We start from the raw sequence: 22625 nt of genomic DNA on the forward strand, positions 1-22625 counted from the left end.
CGCCATGATCGTGACCCGCCTCATTGGCGGCCTGGGCAACCAGATGTTCCAATATGCCGCCGGCCGGGCGCTGGCGCTGCGGCGCGGCACCGAGCTGCGCATCGATCGGGGGGCGTTCGCCACCTATGACGTGCGCCCCTATGCGCTCGGCCCCATGGCGCTCAAGGCGGCGGATGCGCAGCCTTCCGATATTCCCCCGAGCCGGCCGCCCTCTTTGCTCAAGCGCCTGCTGCGCCCGCGTCCCCACACCTATCTGGTGAAGGAGGCCTCGCTCCGCTTCGATCCGGCGGTCTTTGCGGCCGTGGACGGCGCCTATCTGGACGGCTACTGGCAGTCCGAGCGCTATTTCGCCGACGCGCGTGACGCCATCCGCGCCGACTTCACCGTGGCCACCCCACCCGACGCGGCCAATGCGTCCATCCTCGCCCAAGCGGCGGGGGAGGGCAGCGTCTCCGTGCATGTGCGGCGGGGCGACTATGTGAGCAATCCCGACGCCCATGCGGTGCACGGCACCTGCACCCCGGACTATTACCGGCAGGCGGCGGAACTCCTCGCGGCACGGGTGGGGACGGGGCTCACCGCCTTCGTCTTTTCCGACGATCATGACTGGGCGCGGGCCAACATCCGCCTGCCCTTCCCGACCGTGCATGTGGATTTCAATGACGGCGACCATCCCCATGAGGACCTGCGCCTCATGAGCGCCTGCCGGCATCACATCGTCGCCAATTCCACCTTAAGCTGGTGGGGCGCCTGGCTCGACGGCAGGGACGGCCTCGTCATCGCGCCCAGCCGCTGGTTCGCCGCCGCCCATATGGACGCCACCGACATCGTGCCGGAGCGCTGGCTCAGGGTCTGACGCGGCGGGGGAACAGCGCCTCGCGCACCGGCCGCCAGGCCTCGCGCAGGGGGGAGGGCACGTAGTCGGCCAGAGTCTTGTGCTCGCCGCGGGGCGGATGGGCGAACAGGTGTCGGAAATAGGGCTTCAGTGGCGGCGGCACTTCCGCCTGCCGCTCCAGATGCTTCAGCGTCCGCATGCGCAGCCCCCGCAGGGTGCGCCACCAGAAGACGGCGACGTCCGGGTCGTCATGCAGCTGAGCGAACGCCTTCTCGAACATCAGAAGGCCCTCCCGCATGCGCAGCAGGCCATCATCGCGCACCTGCTCGGTCACCTGGTGGGCGACGCCCGTGGGGGTGATGATGAGCGGCTCCGCGGTGAAGGCGATGCGCGGCCGCTGGCGCAAAGCGCGCATGTAGAAATCGACGTCCACGTACCATTTCATCCGCGGGTCGAATTCCAGCCCCAGTGCGCGGCGGTGGATGGTGGCGCTTGGCGCGCCGATCACATTGCCCAGCAGCAGGCGCTCGGGCCGGCGGCGCAGGTCCGCCAATTGTGCCGCGTCGGCGCAATGGGTCCAGGTGCGGTCATTGACCATGTCTTCCACTTGGCTGGCGGAAAACCCCATCAGGCAGTCGGGATTGTCGTCCATGAGCGACACGAAGCGGCCGAGCGCGTCCGGGTGAGCGAAGCGGTCGTCGTGATGGAGGATCTTCACCAGCGGAGCGTGGGACTGGCGGATGGCCTCGTCCCAGTTGCGCGGGGACCCGAGGGAATGGGAGTTTCTGAAATAGCGCAGGCGGCCGCCGAAGTCGTAGGTGCGGATCAGGTCCTCCACCTCGCCATCGGGCGAATCATCGGTGATGACCACCTCATAGTCGGTGAAGCGCTGCTCCACGACCGAATCGAGTGCCAGCTCAAGATATTCGACCTGCCTATAGGCCGGGATGCAGATCGAAACGGCGGTCAAGGCTGAGCCTCTGCGTCAGGGAAGGGGGCGTATTCAACCGTTCGTTTCGCGCTGGATCAAGAGCATAGGGTGCATGGCGGCTTCCCAGCCGCTGCCCTTTTGCCTATGGCTGGGGGGAGACGGCGTGGGGTGGGTAATATCATGGCGGGCGCGGACGGATCGCGGGATGGAGGGCGGCTGTTCCAGCGCCCCGAGGCGAGCTATGTGGTGCCGGACAGCGTCATCGATGCGATCCTTGCGGATCGCGCGCAGCCGCTCGCCTGGATGGCCTCCCTGGTGCCGGACGGGGCGCAGGTGCTCGATGTGGGCGCCGGCAACGGAAACTTGGCGCGGACGCTGGCGCGCGCCGGGCGCAAGGTGACCATCGACGCCATCGAGCCCAATGCCTTCGCGGCGGATCTGGCGCGCCCCTTCTATCGCACCGTGCACACGGCCTTCGCGCAGGACCTGATCGCGCAAGGGGCCTTGCCGGCCTATGATGTGGTCACCATCGCCGACGTGATCGAGCATGTGAGCGACCCGTATGCCTTCCTCGCCTCGCTCGATCCCCTGGTGCGCTCAGGGACCACCGTGCTGCTCTCGGTGCCCAATGTGAGCTTCGGCGCGGTGCGCCTCGCGCTTCTCAACGGCGCCTTCGACTATGTGGATTCCGGTCTCCTGGAGCGCACCCACCTGCGCTTCATCACGCTGAAGACGGCTCTGGCCGTGTTCGACGCGCTGGGCTGGGCGGTGGAGCGGGTGATCCGTCTCCAGCGCAGTTTTGCCCGCGTGGAGTTCGCTCGCGCGGCGCTGAAGGCCCCGCCCAGCGTCCTGCGCCGCCTCGCCTTCGACGAGGAGGCGCGCACCTATCAGCATCTGTTCGTGCTGCGGGCCGGGCCCCAGACAACGCCCACCCGCTTCGAGAGCGCCGGGGCGAGCGCGCGGGACGTGCTCAGGGATCTGCGCCTCGACGGTCCCCGGGGCTGGCTGAAGGGCCTGATCGGCTGAGGCGCCGCGTCAGGCGAGGAAATCCAGCAGGGCCGCCAGCGTCTCGTCCGGCTGCTCCTCCTGAAGGAGATGGCCGCACGCCAGAGGTCCGCCGCGCACGTCCTCCGCCTTCTCCCGCCAGGTGGCCTGCACGTCATAAAGCTCGCCCACCACACCCTTGGCGCCCCACAGGGCCAGCAGCGGGGCGGTGATCCGTCGATCCCCATCCTCCGCGTCATGGATGAGGTCGATGCCAGCGGCGGCGCGATAATCCTCGCAGATGGCGTGGCGCGAGGCCGGGTCCATATAGCAGCGCAGATATTCCGCGAAGGCGGCCGGCTCGGTGGCGCCCGGCGTGCGGGTCTGGCCCGAGAGGTGCCGGGTCAGGAAATATTCCGGGTCCGCCGCAATGAGGCGCTCGGGCAACGGCTCCGGCTGGATCAGGAAGAACCACCAGAAATAGCGCGTGGCAAAGGCCTTGTCGGTGCGCGCATACATGGTCGCGGTGGGCGCGATGTCCATGACGCAGATCTTCTCCACCGCCTGCGGCCAGTCGAGGGCCATGCGGTGGGCCACCCGCGCGCCCCGGTCATGGCCCACCACCGCAAAATGCTCGAAACCCAGCGCCGCCATCAGGCGTACCTGGTCCCGTGCCATCTCGCGCTTGGAATAGGCCACATGGTCCGGCCCGCCCTCGGGCTTGGAACTGTCGCCATAGCCGCGCAGATCGGGTGCGATGACGGTGAAGTGGCGGGCGAGGCGAGGCGCGATCTTGCGCCACGTGATGTGAGTCTGCGGATGGCCGTGCAGCAGCAGGAGCGGGGGACCTTCGCCGGCCCTGGCAAAGCGCAGACCGAGGCCCGGCTCAAGCTCGGCATGATAGAGGCGGAAGCCGTCCATGAGGGGGGCGGAGCCCAGGTCTTCGATCCGCGCGGCCTGTGTGCTTGCCCCGGTCACCGGTGTCTCCCGTTCTCGTTCTTCTGTGCGCCCCTGCCGGAGCGGTGGGGAGACTGCCATGACCGGATGGCCGCGTCCCATGCCATTGCGGCATCAAACGATCCCTTCGCCGCAAACAAAAACGGCGCCGGTGGAGGCCACCGGCGCCGGATGCGGAAAAGGGGAGCCTGTCAGTGGCTGGCGGGCGCCTTCTTGGACTTCAGGAAGGCGATGGCCTCGCCGACGAAGCCGCGGCGGAACAGGGACACCACGATCACGAAGATCACGCCCTGGATCACCAGCACCCACTCGCCGAAGCCGGCGAGATAATTTTGCATGGTCACGATGACGGCAGCGCCGACCACCGGGCCCAGCACCGTGCCCATGCCGCCCACCAGCGTCATCAGGATCACCTCGCCCGACATGTGCCAGGACACGTCGGTGAGCGAGGCCAGCTGGAACACGATGGACTTGGTGGAGCCGGCAAGGCCCGCCAGCGCCGCCGAGAGCACGAAGGCCAGCAGCTTGTACTGGTTGACGCGATAGCCCAGCGAAATGGCGCGGGGCTCATTCTCGCGGATGGCCTTCAGCACCTGCCCGAAGGGCGAGTAGATGGTGCGGTAGATGATGGCGAAGCCGATCACGAAGATGGCCAGCACCACATAATAGAGGTTCAGGTCCTTGGTGATGTCGATGAAGCCGAACATCATCCGGCGGGGCACCGCCTGGAGACCGTCCTCGCCGCCGGTGAAGGGCGCCTGGAGGCAGAAGAAGAAGAACATCTGCGACAGGGCCAGCGTCACCATGGCGAAGTAGATGCCCTGGCGGCGGATGGCGAGCAGGCCGGTGATGAGGCCAAGCAGGGCGGCGGACGCGACGCCCGCCAGGATGCCCAGCTCGGGCGAGAAGCCCATGATCTTCACCGCATGGGCGCAGATATAGGCCGACCCGCCGAAGAACATGGCGTGTCCGAAGGAGAGCAGGCCCACATATCCCAGCAGCAGGTTGAAGGCGCACGCGAACAGCGCGAAGCACAGCACCTTCATCAGGAACACGGGATAGACCAGGAACGGCGCCACCAGCAGCGCGGCGAGCGCGACCACCACTAGGATGGTGCGGGTGGTCGAGGAGGTCGTGCCTTCGGCCGAGGCGAGGTTGGAGGAGGCGGAGGTCATTCTTTCCTCACTTCGCGGTGCCGAACAGCCCTGCGGGCTTGATCATGAGAACAATGGCCATGATGACGAAGATCACGGTGGAGGAGGCTTCCGGGTAGAAGACCTTGGTCAGGCCCTCGATCACGCCGAGGCCGAAGCCGGTGATGATGGCGCCCGCAATGGAGCCCATGCCGCCGATCACCACCACCGCGAACACCACGATGATGAGGTTGGAGCCCATGGTGGGGCTCACCTGGTAGGCGGGGGCGGCGAGCACGCCGGCGAGCGCGGCAAGGCCGACGCCGAAGCCATAGGTCAGCGTGATCATGCGCGGCACGTCGATGCCGAAGGCCTGCACCAGTTCCGGGCGCTCGGTGGCGGCGCGCAGGTAGGAGCCGAGCTTGGTGCGCTCGATCATGAACCAGGTGGCGAAGCACACCACGAGAGAGGCCACCACCACGAAGCCGCGATAGTTGGGCAGGAACATGAATCCGAGATTGGTGCCGCCCGGCAGGGGATTGTCGTAGGGCAGGCCCGAGGAGCCATACTGCCGGCGGAACAGGCCCTCAATGATGAGGGCGAGGCCGAAGGTCAGCAGCAGGCCGTAGAGATGGTCGAGATGATAGAGCCGCCGCAGCAGCGTGCGCTCGATGATCATGCCGATGATGGCGACCACGATGGGCGAGAGCACCAGCGCGCCCCAGAAGGGAATGCCAGCATAGTTCAGCAGCATCCAGGCGCCGAAGGCACCCATCATGTACTGCGCGCCATGCGTGAAGTTGATGACGTTCAGCAGGCCGAAGATCACCGCGAGCCCGAGGCTCAGCATGGCATAGAACGCGCCGTTGATCAGGCCGAGCAGAAGCTGGCCGAAGAGCGCCTGTGGGGCGACGCCGAGTAGCTCGAACATGGAGATGTCTCTGTCAAATGGCAGGCGGGCCGGCGTGACGCCGGCCCGCGGTTCGGCTGATCAGGTCTTCTTGACCAGCGGGCAATCGCCCTGGTCGAGCGGACGGAAGGCCTCGTTGGCGGGGATGGTCGCCTTGAGGCTGTAATAGTCGTACGGGCCCTTGGACTCGGACGGCTTCTTGACCTCGAAGAGGTACATGGGGTGGATCTGGCGGCCGTCGGCGCGGATCTCGCCCTTGCCGAACAGCTTGTCGTCGGTGGGCATCTTCTTCATCTCGGCCACGACGGCGGTGCCGTCCTTGGCCGACTTGAGGGCCGCCACGGCCTTCAGATAGTGCAGCACGCCCGAATACACGCCGGCCTGCACCATGGTCGGGTACTTGCCACCGTTGGCGGCCGCGAAGTCCTTGGTGAAGGCGCGGTTCGCGTCGGTCATGTCCCAGTACCAGGCGGAGGTCAGGTTCAGGCCCTGCGCCGTCTTGAGACCGATGGAGTGCACGTCGGTGAGGAAGATCAGCAGGCCGGCGAGCTTCTGGCCGCCGGAGACGATGCCGTATTCCGCCGACTGCTTGATGGAGTTGATGGTGTCGCCGCCGGCATTGGCGAGGCCGATGATCTTGGCCTTGGAGCCCTGCGCCTGCAGCAGGAAGGACGAGAAGTCGGAGGTGTTGAGCGGCACGCGCACCGAGCCGACCACCTTGCCGCCGTTGGCCTTCACAACTTCGGACGTGTCGCGCTCAAGCGCGTGGCCGAAGGCATAGTCCGCGGTCAGGAAGAACCAGGTGTCGCCGCCATTCTTGGTCACGGCCTTGCCGGTGCCGTTGGCGAGCGCCCAGGTGTCATAGGTCCAGTGCACGGTGTTGGGCGTGCAGGCCTTGCCGGTGAGGTCCGAGGTGGCCGCGCCGGAATTGATGAAGACCTTGTTCTTTTCCTTGGTCACGGTGTTGACCGCGAGGGCGACGCCGGAATTCGGCACGTCGATGATCGCGTCCACGCCGTCCACGTCGAACCACTGGCGGGCGATGGAGGTGCCCACGTCGGCCTTGTTCTGGTGGTCGGCGCCGACCACCTCGACCTGGAGGTCCTTATTGGTGGCGGCGAAATCCTCCACCGCCTTCTTGGCGGCCCACACGGAGCCCGTGCCGCCGAGGTCGGCATACAGGCCGGACTGGTCGTTGAGGACGCCGATCTTGACCTTGACCGGGGTCTGGGCGCTGGCGGCGCTGACAGCGAACACGCTGGCGGCCGCCATGAAAATGGCTGCGAGACGCATTGTTTCCTCCTGCCGGCATGCGCCGGCCGCGATGTCGAGATACTCTCGGTTCAGACGCCGAGCAGACTTTCGAGACGCGCCGCGTTCTCCGCGATCTTGTCGTTGGGCACCATGTCCACGACACGACCATGCTCGACCACGTAATGCCGGTCGGCCACGGTTGAGGCGAAATGGAAGTTCTGCTCCACCAGGAGAACGGTGAAGCCCTTCTTCTTCAGGTCCCGGATGATCTGGCCGATGTGCTGGACGATCACCGGGGCGAGCCCCTCGCTGGGCTCGTCCAGCAGAAGAAGCTTTGCGCCCGTGCGCAGGATGCGGGCAATGGCGAGCATCTGCTGTTCGCCGCCCGAAAGCTTGGTGCCCTGGCTGTACTTGCGCTCTTCCAGGCGCGGGAACAGCTCGTGCACCTCGTCCAGCGTCAGGCCGCCGGGGAGCACCACGGGCGGCAGCAGCAGGTTCTCGCGCACGTTCAGGCTAGAGAAGATGCCGCGCTCCTCCGGGCAATAGGCGATGCCGAGGCGGGCGATGTAGTTGGGCGCAAGGCCGATGGTCTCGGTGCCCTGGTAGGAAATGGAGCCGGACCGCTTGCGCAGAAGCCCCATGATGGCGCGCATGGTGGTGGTCTTGCCGGCACCATTGCGGCCGAGCAGCGTCACCACCTCGCCGGGATGGATGTCGAACGACATGCCGTGCAGCACATGGCTCTCGCCATAATGGCCGTGCAGATCCCGAACCTGGAGCAGGGGGGTGGAGGTCTCAGCCATGTCAGTGCGCTCCGTGCCCGGTGCCCATATAGGCCTCGACGACCTGCGGGTTCTTCGACACCTCGGAATAGGGACCTTCGGTCAGGATCTCGCCGCGGGCGAGCACGGTGATCATGTCCGACAGGTTGGCGACCACCGACAGATTGTGCTCCACCATGAGGATGGTGCGGTTCGCCGACACGCGCTTGATGAGGTCGGCGGTGCGGGCGATGTCCTCGCGGCCCATGCCGGAGGTGGGTTCGTCCAGCAGCAGCATCTCGGGATCGAGCGCCAGCGTGGTGGCGATCTCGAGGGCGCGCTTGCGACCATAAGGCAGTTCCACGGCCAGATGCCGGGCATAGGAGGTCAGGTCCACCTCCTTCAGCAGCTCCATCGCGCGGTCATTGAGGGCGTCGAGGGAGGTTTCCGACTTCCAGAAGTGGAAGGAGGTGCCGAGGGCGCGCTGCAGGGCGACGCGCACATTCTCAAGCACCGTCAGATGGGCGAAGGTGGCCGAGATCTGGAACGAACGCACCATGCCGAGCCGTGCCACGTCCGCAGGCTTCGTGCCGGTGATATCGCGGCCATTGAGGCTGATCGAACCGCGCGTCGGCTCCAGGAACTTGGTGATCAGGTTGAAGCAGGTGGTCTTGCCCGCGCCATTCGGCCCGATCAGGGCATGAATCGTATGGCGGCGGATTCGCAGGTCAACATTCTTGACCGCGGCGAAACCCTTGAATTCCTTGGTGAGGCCCTTTGCCTCAACGATGTAGGGCACGTCTGAGACGCTGACCATATCGCTACCAATGCCCTCGCTATTCCACTGGCCAGGGCGCCGCGCGCTCCCGACACTCCCAATTCCGCGCACCTTGGACAGTGCTTATGATCTTAACGCATAACTAGCATGCACGGATCGGCGGTCAATATGGGGAAATGAAGAATTTGAACGAGCGTCCGATTTATGTGGATGGCGGCGGCCTACCATTCCCCATGCGTCGGGCGCGGGGCTTGGCACCGCGCATGCGCTCAAGCCGCCAGGACCACAAGCGGCCGGCCGCTGCCGGCCGCCCGGGCTTTTCTTGCCCCACCAATCCCGCGCTCCTCCCTGCGGAGGTTCCCAGGGCGCAGGGGTCGGGGACCCCTCACTTTTTGGTGTCCGGCGCCATCCGCTTGGCAGGGGCCTTCGCACGGCCGCTCTTACCGGTCGGCGACGCTGCGGCGGCTTTCGGCCGGGCGGCCTTCGAGTGTGTGGGCGTGGCCTTGGCGCTCACGTGAGCGGCGGCCGCTGCATCAGGCGAGGCCGCAGCAGGAAGCGGGGCGGGCGCCGTCTGGCGGGGCGTGCGGGCCTGGCTGTGATAGGCTTCGTTCGGCCTCATGTCGGTGGCGGCGGCGATGCGGTTGGACATGTTGAAGAAGGCCGTCACCGCCGACACGTCCCAGATGTCCCGTTCGCTGAAGCCCACGGCGCGCAGCGTGGCGCGATCGGCATCCTCCACCTCCCACGGGCGCTCGGTGAGCTTGACGGCGAAATCGAGCATGGCGCGCTGGCGGGCATCGAGCCGGGCGGCGCGATAATTCATCACCATCTGCTCGCCCAGGATCGGGTCGCCGGACAATTGGCGCACCGCCGCGCCATGGGCGGTGAGGCAGTAATAGCAGCGGTTCACGCTGGAGACGGCCACCGCGATCATTTCCCGCTCCAGCTTGCTGAGGCCAGAGGGCGCCAGCATCAGGTCATTATACATGCCCGAGAATGCGCCGAGCTTGGCAAGATCAAAGGCATAAGCCTCCAGCACGTTCGGGACGAAACCGATCTTCTCCATGCACTTGTCGAAATAGGCGGCCGTCGGGGCGTCGAGTTCCGCCCGCGAAAGGCCCAGCGCAATGGCCGGATGATCGTCCCGAACCCGCGCTGGCGCGGCCTCTGCGGGGGCGCGCGCGGCCGAACCGGAATTGTGCGCTGCGGCAAGAACGGAGGCTGCCTTCGCCTTGGGCGCGCCTGTGCCTTCGGCAGATTTTCCCTGCGTCTTCTTCGGCTTGCCTGACTTACCAGGGAAGGTCATGGTGGGGCCCTTCTTGATGTTACGTCATCGTTCCATCGCGGCGGTGTGCCACATCGGGAGACGCAATGACGATGGGGGGCGGAGCGCCTTTGCTCCCGATCGCGCGGGGGGATAACGGGGAGTGCGTCATGAACGTCCAGGCCAATCAATCCGCCAACACGGTGTTCGGGACCAGCGAGCGTATTGCCGCAGCGGTGGCGCTGCTGGGTGAGAGCGTGCCGGAGTCCTTCGCCCGGGCGCTGCTCGTGGGCGCGGCGCCCGAAGACGTGGCGACCTTGCTGCCGGAAGCCCTCGCCTGCATGGTCCGCGAGGCTTATGCCCATCTGCGCCAGCGCCCGCCGGGCCGGCAGGACGTGAAGGTCTTCAATCCCGATTGGCCGGGCGCCCCCGCCATCACCGTCATCGAGGCGGTGAACGACGACATGGCCTTCCTGTTTGATTCGGTGGCCGGCGAATTGTCGGATCGGGGTCTCGAACTCAAGCTCGTCTCCCATCCCATCCTGGCGGTGGAACGGGATGCCGCCGGCACCCTCACCGCCCTCGACGGCAATCTGCACGAGGCCGAGGGGCGGCAGATGCCCCATGAGAGCTTCATCCACCTGCATGTCCAACGCATGGATGACGCGGCGGACCGTGCGGACCTGCAGGCCGCGCTCGACCAGACGCTTGATGACGTGCGCGCCACGAACCGCGACTTCGTGGCCATGCGCAATGCGGTGTACGAGGTGTCGAAGAGTTATCGCCGCGAGGCGCGTCCCTATGCGGAGGAGGAGCGCGAGGAAGCGGCCGATTTCGTCGAGTGGCTGGTTCTGGACAATTTCACCTTCATCGGGGTGCGCACCTATCGCTTCACGGCGGACGGCAACCTGGAAGCCGATGCGCAGAGCGGCCTCGGCATCCTGCAGGACCCGCAGGTGCGCGAGCTGCGGCTCGGCGAGGAGGCGGTGGGCGATTCGCCCGAGAGCCGGCAGTTCCTGAGCGACGCGGTGCCCCTCGTCATCACCAAGTCGAGCCTGCGCTCGCGCGTCCATCGCCGCGCCTATCTCGACTATGTGGGCGTGAAGCTGCATGACAGTCAGGGCAAGCTGGTGGGCGAGATGCGCATCATCGGCCTGTTCACCTCCAACGCCTACACCCACTCGGTGCGCCAGATCCCCTATCTGCGTCGCAAGGCCGAGACGGTGGTGGCCAAGGCGGACCTGGAGCGCGAGAGTCATTCCGGCAAGGCGCTTGCCACCGTGCTGGAGACCTATCCCCGCGACGACCTGTTCCAGATCGAGACCGAGCAGCTTCTCGGCTACGCCCTGGAAATCCTGTCGCTTTATGACCGGCCGCGCGTGCGCGTGCTGCCGCGCGTCGATCCCTTCGACCGCTTCGTCTCGGTGCTGGCCTTCGTGCCGCGCGACCGCTTCGACAGCGCGTTGCGCGAGCGGATCGGCGAGCGTCTCGCCAGCGCGTTTGGCGGGCATGTGGCGGCCTTCACGCCCACCTTCCTCGCCGACGTGCCGCTCACCCGCGTGCAATACATCATCGGCCGTCGCGAAGGGCGCACCCCCGTGGTGGACCGGGCGGAGCTGGAAGCCCAGGTGGCGAGCGACGTCCTGTCCTGGCCCGAGCGCCTGCGCGATGCGCTGCGCGACGCCCATGGCGATGCCGCCCCCGCCTTGATGGCCCGCTATTGCGCCGCCTTCGGCGCCGGCTATGTGGCCTCCACCTCCATTCCCACGGCCATTGCCGACATCGAGCTCCTGGAGCGCCTCTCGTCTGAGCGGCCCATCGCGCTCGACTTCTTCCGGCGCGAGGATGATCCGGCCACCCGCATCTCGCTGCGCCTGCTCTCCCTCGGCCAGCCGCTGCCGCTCTCGGTGCGCGTGCCCATGCTGGAAAACATGGGCCTCAAATCCATCAACGAGCGCACGTACCGCATCGTGCCGACCCGCGAGGGCGGCGACACGACGCCGGCCTGGCTGCACGAAATGTCGCTTGAGCGCACCGATGGCGGCACCATCGACGTGACCGGCGCCGCCGAGCGCATGGAGGACTTGCTCACCGCCGTGCTGCGCGACGAGGCGGAGAATGACGGCTTCAACGCCCTCGTGCTCGATACCGGCCTCGACTGGCGGGAAGTGGCGCTGGTGCGCGCGCTCGGCCGCTATCTGCGCCAGGCGGGAATCGCCTACAGCCAGGACTATCTGTGGACCACCTTGGTTGGCCACAAGGACGTTGCGGCGCAGATCGTCGCCCTGTTCCACGCCCGCTTCGACCCCGCGCTCGACCAGGAGCCCGAGGCCCGTGCCGCTCGCGAGGCCCCCATTCGCGAGGCCATCGAGGCGCGGCTCGCCGATGTGTCGTCCCTGGACGAGGACCGCATCCTGCGGCGCTTCGTGAATCTGGTGGATGCGGCGCTGCGCACCACCTTCTATCAGCGCGACGCCGAGGGCCGTGTGAAGCCGGTCATCGCCATCAAGTATTCCAGCCGCAAGGTGGAGGGGCTGCCCTTGCCGCGGCCACTCTACGAGGTGTTCGTCTATTCGCCCCGCGTGGAGGGCGTGCATCTGCGCTTCGGCAAGGTGGCGCGCGGCGGCCTGCGCTGGTCCGACCGGCCGCAGGATTTCCGCACCGAGGTGCTGGGCCTGGTGAAGGCGCAGCAGGTGAAGAATGCGGTCATCGTGCCGGTGGGCGCCAAGGGCGGCTTCGTCCCCAAGCGCCTGCCGGCCGGCGGCTCGCGCGATGCCATCCAAGCGGAAGGCATTGCCGCCTACCAGCTGTTCGTCTCCAGCCTCCTGGATATCACCGACAACCTGGCCGGCGGCACGGTGGTGCACCCGGCGCAGGTGACCATGCTCGATGGCGACGACCCCTATCTGGTGGTGGCCGCCGACAAGGGCACGGCCACCTTCTCCGACATCGCCAACGGCATTTCGCAGAAGCATGGCTTCTGGCTTGACGATGCCTTCGCCTCCGGCGGCTCGGTGGGATACGACCACAAGGCCATGGGCATCACCGCCCGCGGCGCCTGGGAGGCGGTGAAGCGCCATTTCCGCGAGATCAACGTGGACATCCAGACCACCCCCATCACGGTGGTGGGCGTGGGCGACATGTCGGGCGACGTGTTCGGCAACGGCATGCTGCTGTCCAAGGCGCTGAAGCTGGTGGCCGCGTTCGACCACCGCCACATCTTCATCGACCCCCATCCCGACCCGGCGCGGTCGTTCGCGGAGCGCCAGCGCCTGTTCAACCTTCCCCGCTCCAGCTGGGCGGACTATGACGCGAGCCTCCTTTCCGAGGGCGGCGGCATCTATCCGCGCAATGCAAAGAGCATCCCCCTTTCGCCCCAAGCCCGCACCACCATCGGCCTCGACAAGGCGGAAGCCACCCCGGCCGAGGTGATGAGCGCCATCCTGCGCGCCCAGGTGGACCTCTTGTGGTTCGGCGGCATCGGCACATACGTGCGGGCAGCCTCCGAAACGGACGCCCAGGTGGGCGACAAGGCCAATGACGCCATCCGCATCCCCGCCTCCGAATTGCGGGTGAAGGTGGTTGGCGAGGGGGCCAATCTCGGCATGACCCAGCGTGGGCGCATCGAGGCAGCGCGGCGCGGGGTGCGGCTCAATACCGACGCCATCGACAATTCGGCTGGCGTGAACACCTCCGACGTGGAGGTGAACATCAAGATCGCCTTGTCGCTGCCCGTGGCGGAAGGGGCGCTCTCCGCCCCCGACCGCGCCGCCCTGCTCGGCCAGATGACCAATGACGTGGGCAACCTGGTGCTGCGCAACAATTACGCGCAAACCCTCGCCCTCTCCCTCGCCGAGCGGGCGGGAACCTCGGACCTCGCCTTCCAGCAGCGCCTCATGCAGATGCTGGAATTGCGGGGCGAACTGGATCGCTCGGTGGAATACCTGCCCACCGACACCGAGATCCAGGAGCGCCGTTCGCGCGGGGAGGCCCTCACCCGGCCGGAACTGGCGGTTCTGCTGGCCTATGCCAAGCTCTCTCTCTATGACGAGCTGCTCACCTCCGACGTGCCGGACGATGCCTTCTTCGAGGGCGACCTGGTGCGCTACTTCCCCCAGGCGCTGCGCCAGCGCTTCCCCTCCGCCATCGACCATCACCGCCTGCGCCGCGAGATCATCGCCACCGGCCTTGCCAATGCGGTGATCAACCTGGGGGGGCCTGCGGCCATTGCCCGGGTGGCGGACCAGACCGGCGCGGATTCGGCTGCGATCGTGCGGGCCTTTGCCATCGTCAATCACAGCTTCGGCCTGCCCTGGCTCTATACGGCCATTGACGGGCTGGACAACAAGATCGACGGCAAGGTGCAGCTCGGCCTGTATGGCGCCCTGCAGGAACTGCTGCTCAGCCGCACCATCTGGATGCTGCGCAATGTGGGGGCCGGCGCGAGCCTTGCGGATGTGGTGAAGGAGTATGAAGCCGGCATCTCCGCCCTGTCCGGCGTGCTCGACGTGAGCTTGCCCACCGCTTGGCGCGCCTGGCGCGATCGGGAGGTGGCGGCGCTCATTGAGAAGCAGGTGCCGGATGCCCTCGCCCGGCAGGTCGTGTCGCTGCGGGCGCTGGGCGCCGGAACGGACATCGCGCTGCTCGCCCAGACGACGGGGCGCACCATTGCCGATGCGGCGCCCACCTTCTTCGCGGCGGGCCGCTACTTCGCGGTGGATGAGATCGGCCAGGCGGCACGGGGCATTGCCGCCCCCGATTATTATGACCGCCTCGCCCTCGACCGTGCCATGGGGCAGGTGGAGACCTTTGTCCGGCAGGTGACGGTGGAGATCCTGTCCACGGGCCTCTCCGGCGACGAGGCCCTGGAAGCCTGGGTCACCCGCCGCCGCAAGGAGGTGGAGCGCACCCGCGCCACCGTGCAGGACATCGTCGCGTCCGGCCTGACCTTGTCGAAGCTGACGCTGGCGGCAAACCTCCTGGCGGACCTCGCCCGGGCGTGACGACCTGGAGCCCTTCAGTTTTTCAATCCCTGAAGGGCTCTGTCTCCTTGTTTTCACGCATTTCCTTCACGCGAACCGGTTCCCCCTTCGCTCGGAAATGCTCCAGTCCAAAAGCCGAAGCCGAGCACGTGAACGCGCAAGGCGGTTCATGTGCTCGGAGACTCCGTTTCTCTTCAAGAGGCAAAAAGGTGATTGGCCGAACGGATGGACCGTCTCCCGGTCCATCCGTTCGGATCGCGCTCTTGTGGGCGCGTCCCCGCCGGGGACGCGCGCTTTCATAGGTCTGCCGTCAGGTGATGGCCTGGGCCGCATAGGACGGTGACAGGTGGCCCGTGCCGGCCGGTTGCCGTCGGGCCAGAGGGGCGCCGTGCGGCAAGAGTTGGCCTTCGGTGTCCAGCCCATAGCCAAGACGGGGCAAGGCAAAGTGAAGGGCGGCCGACCGCAGGAGCGCCTCTTCCGCCGGCCCCCAGTCCGCCGCGCCGTGCTGCGCCTGTCGTCCCGACGTCTTGCGGCCGATGGCCGTGGAGGGCAGCCAGCGCCGTGGCAGCACCGGCAAGCCGATAAACGCCGAGATGCGCTCCAGCTGGCCGGGCATGTCGAGGCACAGATCCTCATAGCGCAGATGGAGCACATCCGGTCGCCGGCTCCAGGCGGACACCTGGGCGCACCAATAGGCGGCGGGCGTCAGTTTCCCCTCCGGATCGCGGCGGCTGGGACATGCGAGATAGTCGATGAAGCTGAGGTCCGCCGGAATCTGGTAGCGCGGCTCGTGGCCCTTGCGGTCGAAATAATATTGCGACCGCAGCACGTCCCTGGGGTTCCGCACGATGTGCATGTGAAGAGCACTGGAATAGCAGGCGGTGGCGGCGACCCAGTGCAAATAGGAATGCCAAGGGTCGCGGCTGTGGGTCTTCTCGCCGAAATGGCGCTCATGGCTCTTCAGCACCACAGGCGAGTGGCCCAGGCGGGAGAAGAAATCCTCCTCCAGATGAAACCAGTCGCGGGCGACGGGGAAATTCTGCAGCAGCGTGTCGATCAGGAAATGGGTGCCCGAGCGCCGGTGGGAATGGACGATGATGGCGGACTGGAGCACCCCCTCTTCGCAGTCGCCGATGCCGCCGAGGAAAGCACCGTTATTGCCCGCCTCCTGCCGGCGGCTGTATCCCCATTTCACTGCTGACCATGCGCGATGCATCTTCCGCGTGAAGGATACCATGGCGTCATTCCAAGAAGAGGCTTCAACTGGAGCCGTACGCCCCCCGGCGTCGCTACATCAATGAGGCTAGCGCAAGCTCTCTCTTCTTGTAAGGATGAGGAAGGTAATGAAACAATTTGTTTCATGTCCCGTTTACAAGCGGGAAACATAAGGCACCTAGTGGCCGGCCCCAGAAGACTTCGCCCCCCCACCCGTCTCAAGGCGAGGGGGCAGCAATCGCTTCCCCCTTCAACCGAGTTTGGCTTATCCGTCTTTCAAACAGATGGGTGCCATGGGCAGAACCATGGGCGGCTCCATGGGCCGATGAGATTGAGTCCTCGCGCGTCAGAACAGCGGCGGAACGATCCCCACCGGGAACTTGCCCAGTTGCAGCACGCCCTGCCGGAACGTGATGGCGAAGGTGGACCCCTTGCGGCCCGCCACGTCGCCCGATTTTCCGGCGAGCGCCAGGGCGCCGACAATGGGTGCGATCTCGGGCGCAATGACGCCGGCGCGCGAGAGGTTCTTCAAGATGTCCTCCACCCCGGCAAAGCCCAGATTGACCGCGCCATTCAGGCGGCCTTGCGGGTCCACGGAAAGGCTGCCGCTGGCCGAGAGGGCCGCCTTGGGGGTCGTCACTTCGAACGTATCGAGACGGAAGGCGCCGCCCGCCTCCGCCCAGGCGCGGAGCCGGTCCGCGATCGGCATGGGGCGCATGTCGTCGGCCGCGCTCACATTGCCCTGGAGCTTCATGTCCAGTGGGCCGGGGGCCCCGGCTGCCGATAGGGTGGCGCTTTCCGCGCCGCGGACGCCGGCGGCAAAGTCCACCCCGTCGCGGCCTGCGCCGGTCGCGGGCGTGCGGCGGGCGTGGACTTCCAGATGGGTGGCGGAAAAGCCGGGCGTGGGCGCGGCGCCGGCCGCGAGCACCAAGTCGAGCTTGGGCTTTTCGATGACGATGGACATGCGCTGCGGACGGCCGCTGGTGTCGCCGACCCCGCTCATCTGGAGCAGCGACCAGGTGGCGTCGTAGACGCGGCCGGAGGCGAGGTCCTCCACCCGCGCGGGCGAGGCGAATTCGGCGACGATGTGATTGGGCGCCCAGACCTGCGCCACCGCATGGGCGCGCCCCGCCGTGATCTTGAGCGGATCTCCGCCCCGGGTTTCCAGCGAGGGGTTGCGGCAGATGAGCTCGAAGCGGAAGGGGAAGCCGGCGAGGCTGCGTTCCGCACAGGCCCAGGTGCGGCCCACAAGGGCCTCACGCTTGAGCCAGGCCTCGATTTCGGCTTCCGCCCGATGGGCCGCATAGAACCAGAGCCCGCACCAAACGGCCGCGAAGAGCAGGAGCAGCCCGAGCGGCACGGCAACGATCCAGGGCTTGCGGCGGCGGGGCGCGGCTTGCGTCGAGGTCATTCGCCTTCCTCTGTCATAGGCCGTATTGGCTTGGCCGTGTGTGCTTGGGACTTGCGGGCGGGGGAAGGCGCTGTTAGGCGACGGTGCGGCCCCTTTGTCAATGCACGCGATGGCGACTTCCCTTCAAACCGACCCGACCTGCGATGATCGCTGGGTGTTTGCCTATGGTTCCCTCATGTGGAATCCGGGCTTCCCGTTCGTGGAGCGGGCGGAGGCCCGCCTGCTCGGCGCGCACCGTTCGCTGTGCATCTATTCCACCCATCATCGCGGCACAGCCGAGCAGCCCGGATTGGTGCTCGGGCTGGATCTGGGAGGGTCGTGCCGGGGCATCGCCTACCGGGTCGCTGAGGAGCAGTGGGAAGAGACCCACGCCTATCTGATCGCCCGGGAACAGATCTCCGGGGTCTATCGGGAGGCCACCCGTCGGGTGATGATCCTGGATGGGTCCGCGCGGAACGCACCGGCGGTGGTCTATCTGGTGAACCGCGGGCATCCCCAATATGCCAAGGGCCTCGACCGTGAAGCCCAGCTTCACCTGGTGCGCCGCGCCCATGGCAAGTCCGGCCCCAACCGGGACTATGTGCTGGCCACGTGCGAGGCGCTGGAAGGCATGGGGCTCAGGGATGCGGGGCTGGAGTGGATCGCCCAGCATCTGCGCCATCAGGTGCCCGGCTGACGCCAGGGTCGGCGCACGGACAGGCGGCGCCGGGGGCGCTGCTTCTCATCCCCACGCATCGAGCTTACGGGCCTCATTCTCGGGGGAGGGCCCCAAGGTCGGCGGCCCATCGCATATGAAGCCGTCAGCTGGCCGCGCGATCCTCGCCCGGCGCGATGCCCCCGTCAGGCGGCATGGCGGCGGCTGAGTTCGCGGGGACGGGAGGCGGCAGCAGGCCGGAAATCGGGAAAGGCCGGCTGGGGAGACAGAAAGGGCTGAAGCCCCGCAGGCGGCGCCTCACCGAAGACGTGGATGTGGATTTCTTCCGCCAGGAAGCGGCGCGCGGCCTCGCGCGCGGGCTCGCCCGCCGGACCCGCCCACAGGGCGATGGGACCGGCCGGGGTGCGGCGCGCGACCACCGCGATGGCGTCCGGATAGTCCGGCGCCTCATGGGTCGCATAGACCGAAAACACGTGGCGCTGGCCGTCTGCGTCCCGCCAGAAACGGAAACGCGGACCAAGCGGTCCCTCCTTCAGTCCGGAGAGCCGACCGGCATCAACAAGAGGCACGAGGAGCGAATCAGTCGCGTTCATGAGAACGAAACTAGAACGACCCGATTCGCTGATCAAGACTTTTCCACAGGCCGGGAAAACGGGGATAATTTTGGCTTAAGCGGCGGGGTTTCCCCGTTCGAGCGGAGGCTCGGCCGTACCGCCGGACGGGTCCTCTCCCAGTTCCGCCCGGCCGAGCGCCACGATGCGGGCGGTGGCGGTTTCAATGTCGCGCTCGACGCGGGCCATGAACACCCCGCGCGGGAGATTGGCCGGGATGGCGGGCAGGATCTCCACCCGTACCGTGCCTGGGCGCAGCGGTCCTTTCCGGGGCCAATAGAGGCCGGAATTCAGCGCCACCGGCAGGCAGGGCACGCCGAGGCTGCCATAGAGGTGGGCGACACCGAACTTGTAGGAGGGCGGCGCCCCCACGGGGCGGCGCGTGCCTTCCGGGAAGATCAAGATCTGCCGGCCCTTGGCGATTTCCAGCTGGGCGCGGTCCGTCATGGCCTTGAGGGCGGCCGAGCGCGCGCCGCGGTCGATGGGGATGAAGCGGGCCTTCGCCACGTACCAGCCGAACAGCGGGATCCACATCAACTCGCGTTTCAGGATGAAGGCGGGATCCTCGAAAAGCGGCAGCAGCGCAATGGTCTCCCAGGCGGACTGGTGCTTGGCGGCAATGAGAAGCGGTCCAGGGGGAATGTTCTCGCGCCCCGTCACCTCCATGCGGACCCCTGCCACCGTGCGCAGCAGGAATGTGGTGGTGTGCGCCCAGACCAGCACGATCAGCTTCCACATGAAGCGGCGTGGCATCAGCGGCAGGAACGGCACCATCACCAGCATGTAGGTGAAGGTGCTGGTGAAAAACGCGAGGTGAAACAGGAACGACCGCAGACGGTTCAAGGCATGGGCCCCCGTGCCCGAAAGAGACGCTTCAGCGAGTGGCCGCGGCCTGCGGTCCTTCCGGATGCGGCGCAACGGCCGGCGCGACCGCCTGGGCGGGACGGATCTTCGCCTGCGCCATCATGTACTTCAAATATTCCTTGAGGAGGAGCTTCGCGGTCTGCGGCTCGGTCCACCATTGGGCGTCGAGCATGCGGTCGGTGACCACCGGGTAGGGGATCAGCTCCACCTCGGGCAGCATGCGGCCCATCTCGAACAGGGCGCGTGGCATGTGCCAGGTGGAGGTGACCACGAGCAGCGAGCGGAAGCTGCGCGCCCGCGCCCATTCGGCCGCCTCGATGGCGTTGCCCCAGGTGTTGAGCGCCTTGTGGCCGATATCGACGCAGCATTCCATCAGCGCCTGGCTCGCCGGCAAGGTGCGGCGCAGCTCCTCGGCGGTGGTGGTGCGGTTGACCCCGGTGATGAGCAGCCGCCCGCCGCGCCCCTCGGACAGCAGTTGAACCCCGTCATTGAGCCGCGAGGCGCCCCCCGTGAGCACGACGATGGCATCGGCGGAGCGCGAGGCCACCGGCTCGCGCGCGGAAATGCGGGTAACGAACACCATGAAGCCGACGACGAACGCCAAGGTGAGCACGCCCAGCAGCGAGCCGAGCGCCAGCGCCGCCACGCGCAGCCGGCGGTGCCGGTGGCGTGGCGCGCCGTGCGCGCTATTCGGGCCGGGTGCGGCAGGGTCTCCCTGGGTCGGTCTCATCAGCCGAAAATGGACACCGAATGCGGCAAAGCCGGGGAAAGACAGGCGCTTGCCTTCATTGAATGGCCCGCAAGGTGCGGTAGACCGTCACCCGCGAGGTCAGAGCGGTCACGGCCGCCACCAGCACCATGGCGAGGGCAATGCCCCCAAAGCCCCAGGGGCCGGGCGCCAGCCAGGTGAGAATGGACGGATTTTCCGGTTCCCCGCCGAGCCCGAGGCTGGGCAGGCTTGCAATGGCCAGGAACAGGAAGGTGGCGCCGAGCCCCCCGATCACGCCGCCCAGCGCGCCGATCTTCAGGAAGTGCCGCTGGAACTGGGCGGCGATGAAGCGATCGCGGGCGCCCACGAAGTGCAGCACCTCCACCACGGCCCGGTTGGTGGCCACCGCCGCGCGCGTGGCGAAGACCACGGACAGGACGGTGGCGGTTCCCACCAGCACCAGCAGGCCGAACCCGGTGATCATCACCCCCTCCGCCATGGCCGAGAGACGGCGCGACCAGGAGCGGTGGTCATCCAGCGTTGCGGTGGGAATGCGGTCGGTCAGCGTACGGCGCAGGCGGGTGAGATCGGGCGGGCTGGCGCTGTCGATGCGCAGGACGAGAATGCGCGGCACCGGCAGGTCGGCATAATCGAGGCCGGTGCCGAGCCACGGCTCCAACAGGCGGCTGGTCTCGTCGGGCGTGAGCACGTGTACGCTGGCGATGCCCGGCGTGCGCGACGCCAGGTCCTGGGCGGCCTTGACCTGGGCATCCACCATGGCCGGATCGCCGGCACGGATCTGGATGGTCACTTCCCGGCTGACATCGCCGCGCCAGGTCTGGGCGGTGGCGCGCACCGCCATCACGGTGCCCACGGTCAGGCTGGCGAGGAAGGTCATGATGGCCACCACCGCCACCAGCGCCCGCCCCGCCACGGTGGCGCGGGGCACGATGGAAGCCTGCGGCCGCGCCCGGTTGCCCCGGGCCCGCTCGGCGCCGTCCTCGGTCTCGGTGCGGGGTATGTCAGTCATAGACATAGAGCCGTCCGTCGGCGATCACGAGGCGGCGGGCGTCGAACTGGTCCATGAGCGCGATGTCGTGGGTGGCGAGCAAGACTGAGGTGCCCGACTTGTTCAGTTCCACGAACAGGCGCAGCAGCCGCCGCGCCAGGGTGGGGTCCACGTTGCCGGTGGGTTCGTCCGCCAGCAGGAATTCCGGCCGCCCGATGAGGGCACGTGCAATGGCGGCGCGCTGCTTCTCGCCGCCCGAGAGAACCGGGGGCAGCACATGCATGCGGTCGCCGAGGCCCACCCAGTGGAGCAGCTCGGTCACTTCACCCCGGTAGGATGATTCGTCCTTGCCCAGCACCCGCAAGGGCAGGGCCACGTTCTCGTATGTGGTCAGGTGGTCCAGCAGGCGGAAGTCCTGGAACACCACGCCGATGCGCCGGCGCAGCACCGCCACCTCGTCGGGATCGAGGGAGGAGACATCCCGCCCGAACAGGGTGATAAGGCCGCGCGTGGGCTTCAGCTGGAGGAAGAGCAGGCGCATGAGTGTGGTCTTGCCGGCGCCGGAGGGGCCGGTCAGGAACTGGAACGAGTTGGGCTCGATACCGAAGGTGACGTCCTTCAGCACTTCCGGGCCCATGCCGTATCTCAGGCCGACATTCTCGAAACGGACCAACGTCTCCACCTTCAGCGAATCGCGCCGCGCTCCATGCGGTGAAGCATAGCCCGAGTGCGCCCGCTTGAGGACATGGCTGCGCACGCCTTTGCCCGCAAAGCTTTACGCGGGCGGCGCCCCGGTCCATTCTCGCCCCCTATTCGAGGGAAGCCATGTCCTTGCCACCGGTCAAAGTTCTTTATGACGAGCACCGCATCGCCGCGCGCAACACGCAGTTGGCGCAGCAGATTGCGGGCCTGAACCTGGAGAAGATGCTCGCGGTCGCGATCCTGAAAGGATCGTTCATGTTCGCCGCCGATCTCATCCGGGCGATCCATAATGCCGGGCTCGCGCCGGAAATGGAGTTCATGCACCTGTCGTCCTACCGCAAGGCCACAGTCTCCTCCGGCCAGGTGGAGATCCTGCGCGACGTGGAAAGCGACGTGCGCGGCCGCGACGTGCTGCTGATCGACGACATCCTGGAATCTGGCCGCACGCTCGCCTTCGCCAAGGACCTGCTGATGGCGCGCGGCGCCAGCCGGGTCTTTGTGTGCGTGCTGCTGGAGAAGCCGGGCAAGCGCGCGGTGCAGATCGACGCGGACCTTGTGGGCTTCGAATGCCCGGACGTGTTCGTGGTCGGCTACGGCATGGATGTGGCCCATGCCTTCCGCCAATTGCCCTTCATCGGTCACATCGAGGGGCTGGAATAA

General features: G+C 67.1%; 19 protein-coding genes and 1 pseudogene. 5 read left to right on the forward strand and 15 right to left on the reverse strand.

The genetic code is table 11. The features are described 5' to 3' along the window. Window positions 1–4: 4 nt before the first annotated feature. Entirely contained in the window at window positions 5–856 is an 852-nt protein-coding gene (locus PV781_RS16110; protein ID WP_274776647.1) for an alpha-1,2-fucosyltransferase, read from the forward strand. Here PV781_RS16110 and PV781_RS16115 read toward each other — a convergent pair. Next, on the reverse strand, window positions 846–1805 hold the full coding sequence (locus PV781_RS16115) for a glycosyltransferase family 2 protein (RefSeq protein WP_274776648.1): 960 nt from the start codon (window positions 1803–1805) through the stop codon (window positions 846–848). The genes PV781_RS16110 and PV781_RS16115 overlap by 11 nt on opposite strands. Before the next feature lie 141 nt (window positions 1806–1946). Here PV781_RS16115 and PV781_RS16120 point away from each other — a divergent pair, with 141 nt between their 5' ends. Continuing rightward, window positions 1947–2792: a class I SAM-dependent methyltransferase gene (locus tag PV781_RS16120; RefSeq protein ID WP_274776649.1), complete on the forward strand. Its 846-nt coding sequence runs from the start codon at window positions 1947–1949 to the stop codon at window positions 2790–2792. Between the two features lie 9 nt (window positions 2793–2801). Here the strand turns inward: PV781_RS16120 and PV781_RS16125 are convergent, their stop codons facing one another. The 7 genes and pseudogenes from PV781_RS16125 to PV781_RS16155 form a co-directional block, all read right to left on the reverse strand. Next, the gene (locus PV781_RS16125) at window positions 2802–3671 is read right to left on the reverse strand and encodes an alpha/beta fold hydrolase (protein WP_274776716.1); all 870 of its coding nucleotides are present in this window, start codon (window positions 3669–3671) and stop codon (window positions 2802–2804) included. A gap of 227 nt (window positions 3672–3898) precedes the next feature. After that, the gene (locus PV781_RS16130; protein WP_274776650.1) at window positions 3899–4882 is read right to left on the reverse strand and encodes a branched-chain amino acid ABC transporter permease; all 984 of its coding nucleotides are present in this window, start codon (window positions 4880–4882) and stop codon (window positions 3899–3901) included. Window positions 4883–4889: 7 nt separating this feature from the next. After that, complete coding sequence (locus tag PV781_RS16135; RefSeq protein WP_274776651.1) at window positions 4890–5771, reverse strand: branched-chain amino acid ABC transporter permease; 882 nt, start codon at window positions 5769–5771, stop codon at window positions 4890–4892. Window positions 5772–5831: 60 nt separating this feature from the next. After that, window positions 5832–7043, reverse strand: coding sequence for an ABC transporter substrate-binding protein (locus tag PV781_RS16140; protein WP_274776652.1), 1212 nt, complete (start codon window positions 7041–7043; stop codon window positions 5832–5834). Between the two features lie 50 nt (window positions 7044–7093). Next, entirely contained in the window at window positions 7094–7807 is a 714-nt protein-coding gene (locus PV781_RS16145) for an ABC transporter ATP-binding protein (protein ID WP_274776653.1), read from the reverse strand. A 1-nt stretch (window position 7808) separates the two neighbouring features. After that, window positions 7809–8582, reverse strand: a complete 774-nt coding sequence (locus PV781_RS16150; RefSeq protein ID WP_274776654.1) for an ABC transporter ATP-binding protein — start codon at window positions 8580–8582, stop codon at window positions 7809–7811. Between the two features lie 544 nt (window positions 8583–9126). Continuing rightward, window positions 9127–9672: pseudogene (locus tag PV781_RS16155) on the reverse strand (peroxidase-related enzyme); the annotation flags it as partial. A 305-nt stretch (window positions 9673–9977) separates the two neighbouring features. Between PV781_RS16155 and PV781_RS16160 the strand changes: the two are divergent. Next, a complete protein-coding gene (locus tag PV781_RS16160) occupies window positions 9978–14810 on the forward strand; it encodes an NAD-glutamate dehydrogenase (protein ID WP_274776655.1) in 4833 nt (1610 codons plus the stop codon). A 289-nt stretch (window positions 14811–15099) separates the two neighbouring features. Here the strand turns inward: PV781_RS16160 and PV781_RS16165 are convergent, their stop codons facing one another. Further along, window positions 15100–15984, reverse strand: coding sequence for a sulfotransferase domain-containing protein (locus PV781_RS16165; protein WP_274776656.1), 885 nt, complete (start codon window positions 15982–15984; stop codon window positions 15100–15102). Between the two features lie 366 nt (window positions 15985–16350). Further along, a complete protein-coding gene (locus tag PV781_RS16170) occupies window positions 16351–17415 on the reverse strand; it encodes a DUF2125 domain-containing protein (RefSeq protein ID WP_274776657.1) in 1065 nt (354 codons plus the stop codon). Between the two features lie 109 nt (window positions 17416–17524). Here PV781_RS16170 and PV781_RS16175 point away from each other — a divergent pair, with 109 nt between their 5' ends. Further along, window positions 17525–18091: a gamma-glutamylcyclotransferase gene (locus PV781_RS16175; protein WP_274776658.1), complete on the forward strand. Its 567-nt coding sequence runs from the start codon at window positions 17525–17527 to the stop codon at window positions 18089–18091. A 164-nt stretch (window positions 18092–18255) separates the two neighbouring features. Here PV781_RS16175 and PV781_RS16180 read toward each other — a convergent pair whose 3' ends face one another. The 5 genes from PV781_RS16180 to ftsE all read right to left on the reverse strand — a co-directional run bounded on the left by PV781_RS16180 (window position 18256) and on the right by ftsE (window position 21936). Further along, window positions 18256–18663 carry a hypothetical protein gene (locus tag PV781_RS16180; protein ID WP_274776659.1) on the reverse strand — a complete coding sequence of 136 codons (408 nt, stop codon included), beginning with the start codon at window positions 18661–18663 and terminating at the stop codon, window positions 18256–18258. 75 nt (window positions 18664–18738) lie between these two features. Beyond that, the gene (locus PV781_RS16185) at window positions 18739–19524 is read right to left on the reverse strand and encodes a lysophospholipid acyltransferase family protein (RefSeq protein ID WP_274776660.1); all 786 of its coding nucleotides are present in this window, start codon (window positions 19522–19524) and stop codon (window positions 18739–18741) included. 31 nt (window positions 19525–19555) lie between these two features. Then, on the reverse strand, window positions 19556–20191 hold the full coding sequence (locus tag PV781_RS16190; protein ID WP_274776661.1) for a YdcF family protein: 636 nt from the start codon (window positions 20189–20191) through the stop codon (window positions 19556–19558). Between the two features lie 139 nt (window positions 20192–20330). Further along, the gene (locus tag PV781_RS16195; RefSeq protein WP_274776662.1) at window positions 20331–21284 is read right to left on the reverse strand and encodes a cell division protein FtsX; all 954 of its coding nucleotides are present in this window, start codon (window positions 21282–21284) and stop codon (window positions 20331–20333) included. Further along, complete coding sequence (gene ftsE, locus PV781_RS16200; protein WP_209104438.1) at window positions 21277–21936, reverse strand: cell division ATP-binding protein FtsE; 660 nt, start codon at window positions 21934–21936, stop codon at window positions 21277–21279. Before ftsE ends, PV781_RS16195 begins: the two co-directional genes overlap by 8 nt. 152 nt (window positions 21937–22088) lie before the next feature. Here ftsE and hpt point away from each other — a divergent pair, with 152 nt between their 5' ends. Further along, window positions 22089–22625, forward strand: a complete 537-nt coding sequence (hpt, locus tag PV781_RS16205; RefSeq protein ID WP_274776663.1) for a hypoxanthine phosphoribosyltransferase — start codon at window positions 22089–22091, stop codon at window positions 22623–22625.

It is taken from the genome of Aquabacter sediminis (genome assembly GCF_028863665.1).
Taxonomy (GTDB): domain Bacteria; phylum Pseudomonadota; class Alphaproteobacteria; order Rhizobiales; family Xanthobacteraceae; genus L1I39.

Excerpts from the sequence above, each read along its gene's own strand:
- PV781_RS16110 (WP_274776647.1), top strand. The coding sequence starts at position 5 with ATGATCGTGACCCGCCTCATTGGCGGCCTGGGCAACCAGATGTTCCAA.
- PV781_RS16120 (WP_274776649.1), top strand. The coding sequence starts at position 1,947 with ATGGCGGGCGCGGACGGATCGCGGGATGGAGGGCGGCTGTTCCAGCGC.
- PV781_RS16125 (WP_274776716.1), bottom strand. The coding sequence starts at position 3,671 with ATGGACGGCTTCCGCCTCTATCATGCCGAGCTTGAGCCGGGCCTCGGT.
- PV781_RS16130 (WP_274776650.1), bottom strand. The coding sequence starts at position 4,882 with ATGACCTCCGCCTCCTCCAACCTCGCCTCGGCCGAAGGCACGACCTCC.
- PV781_RS16135 (WP_274776651.1), bottom strand. The coding sequence starts at position 5,771 with ATGTTCGAGCTACTCGGCGTCGCCCCACAGGCGCTCTTCGGCCAGCTT.
- PV781_RS16140 (WP_274776652.1), bottom strand. The coding sequence starts at position 7,043 with ATGCGTCTCGCAGCCATTTTCATGGCGGCCGCCAGCGTGTTCGCTGTC.
- PV781_RS16145 (WP_274776653.1), bottom strand. The coding sequence starts at position 7,807 with ATGGCTGAGACCTCCACCCCCCTGCTCCAGGTTCGGGATCTGCACGGC.
- PV781_RS16150 (WP_274776654.1), bottom strand. The coding sequence starts at position 8,582 with ATGGTCAGCGTCTCAGACGTGCCCTACATCGTTGAGGCAAAGGGCCTC.
- PV781_RS16160 (WP_274776655.1), top strand. The coding sequence starts at position 9,978 with ATGAACGTCCAGGCCAATCAATCCGCCAACACGGTGTTCGGGACCAGC.
- PV781_RS16170 (WP_274776657.1), bottom strand. The coding sequence starts at position 17,415 with ATGACCTCGACGCAAGCCGCGCCCCGCCGCCGCAAGCCCTGGATCGTT.
- PV781_RS16175 (WP_274776658.1), top strand. The coding sequence starts at position 17,525 with ATGGCGACTTCCCTTCAAACCGACCCGACCTGCGATGATCGCTGGGTG.
- PV781_RS16180 (WP_274776659.1), bottom strand. The coding sequence starts at position 18,663 with ATGAACGCGACTGATTCGCTCCTCGTGCCTCTTGTTGATGCCGGTCGG.
- PV781_RS16195 (WP_274776662.1), bottom strand. The coding sequence starts at position 21,284 with ATGACTGACATACCCCGCACCGAGACCGAGGACGGCGCCGAGCGGGCC.
- hpt (WP_274776663.1), top strand. The coding sequence starts at position 22,089 with ATGTCCTTGCCACCGGTCAAAGTTCTTTATGACGAGCACCGCATCGCC.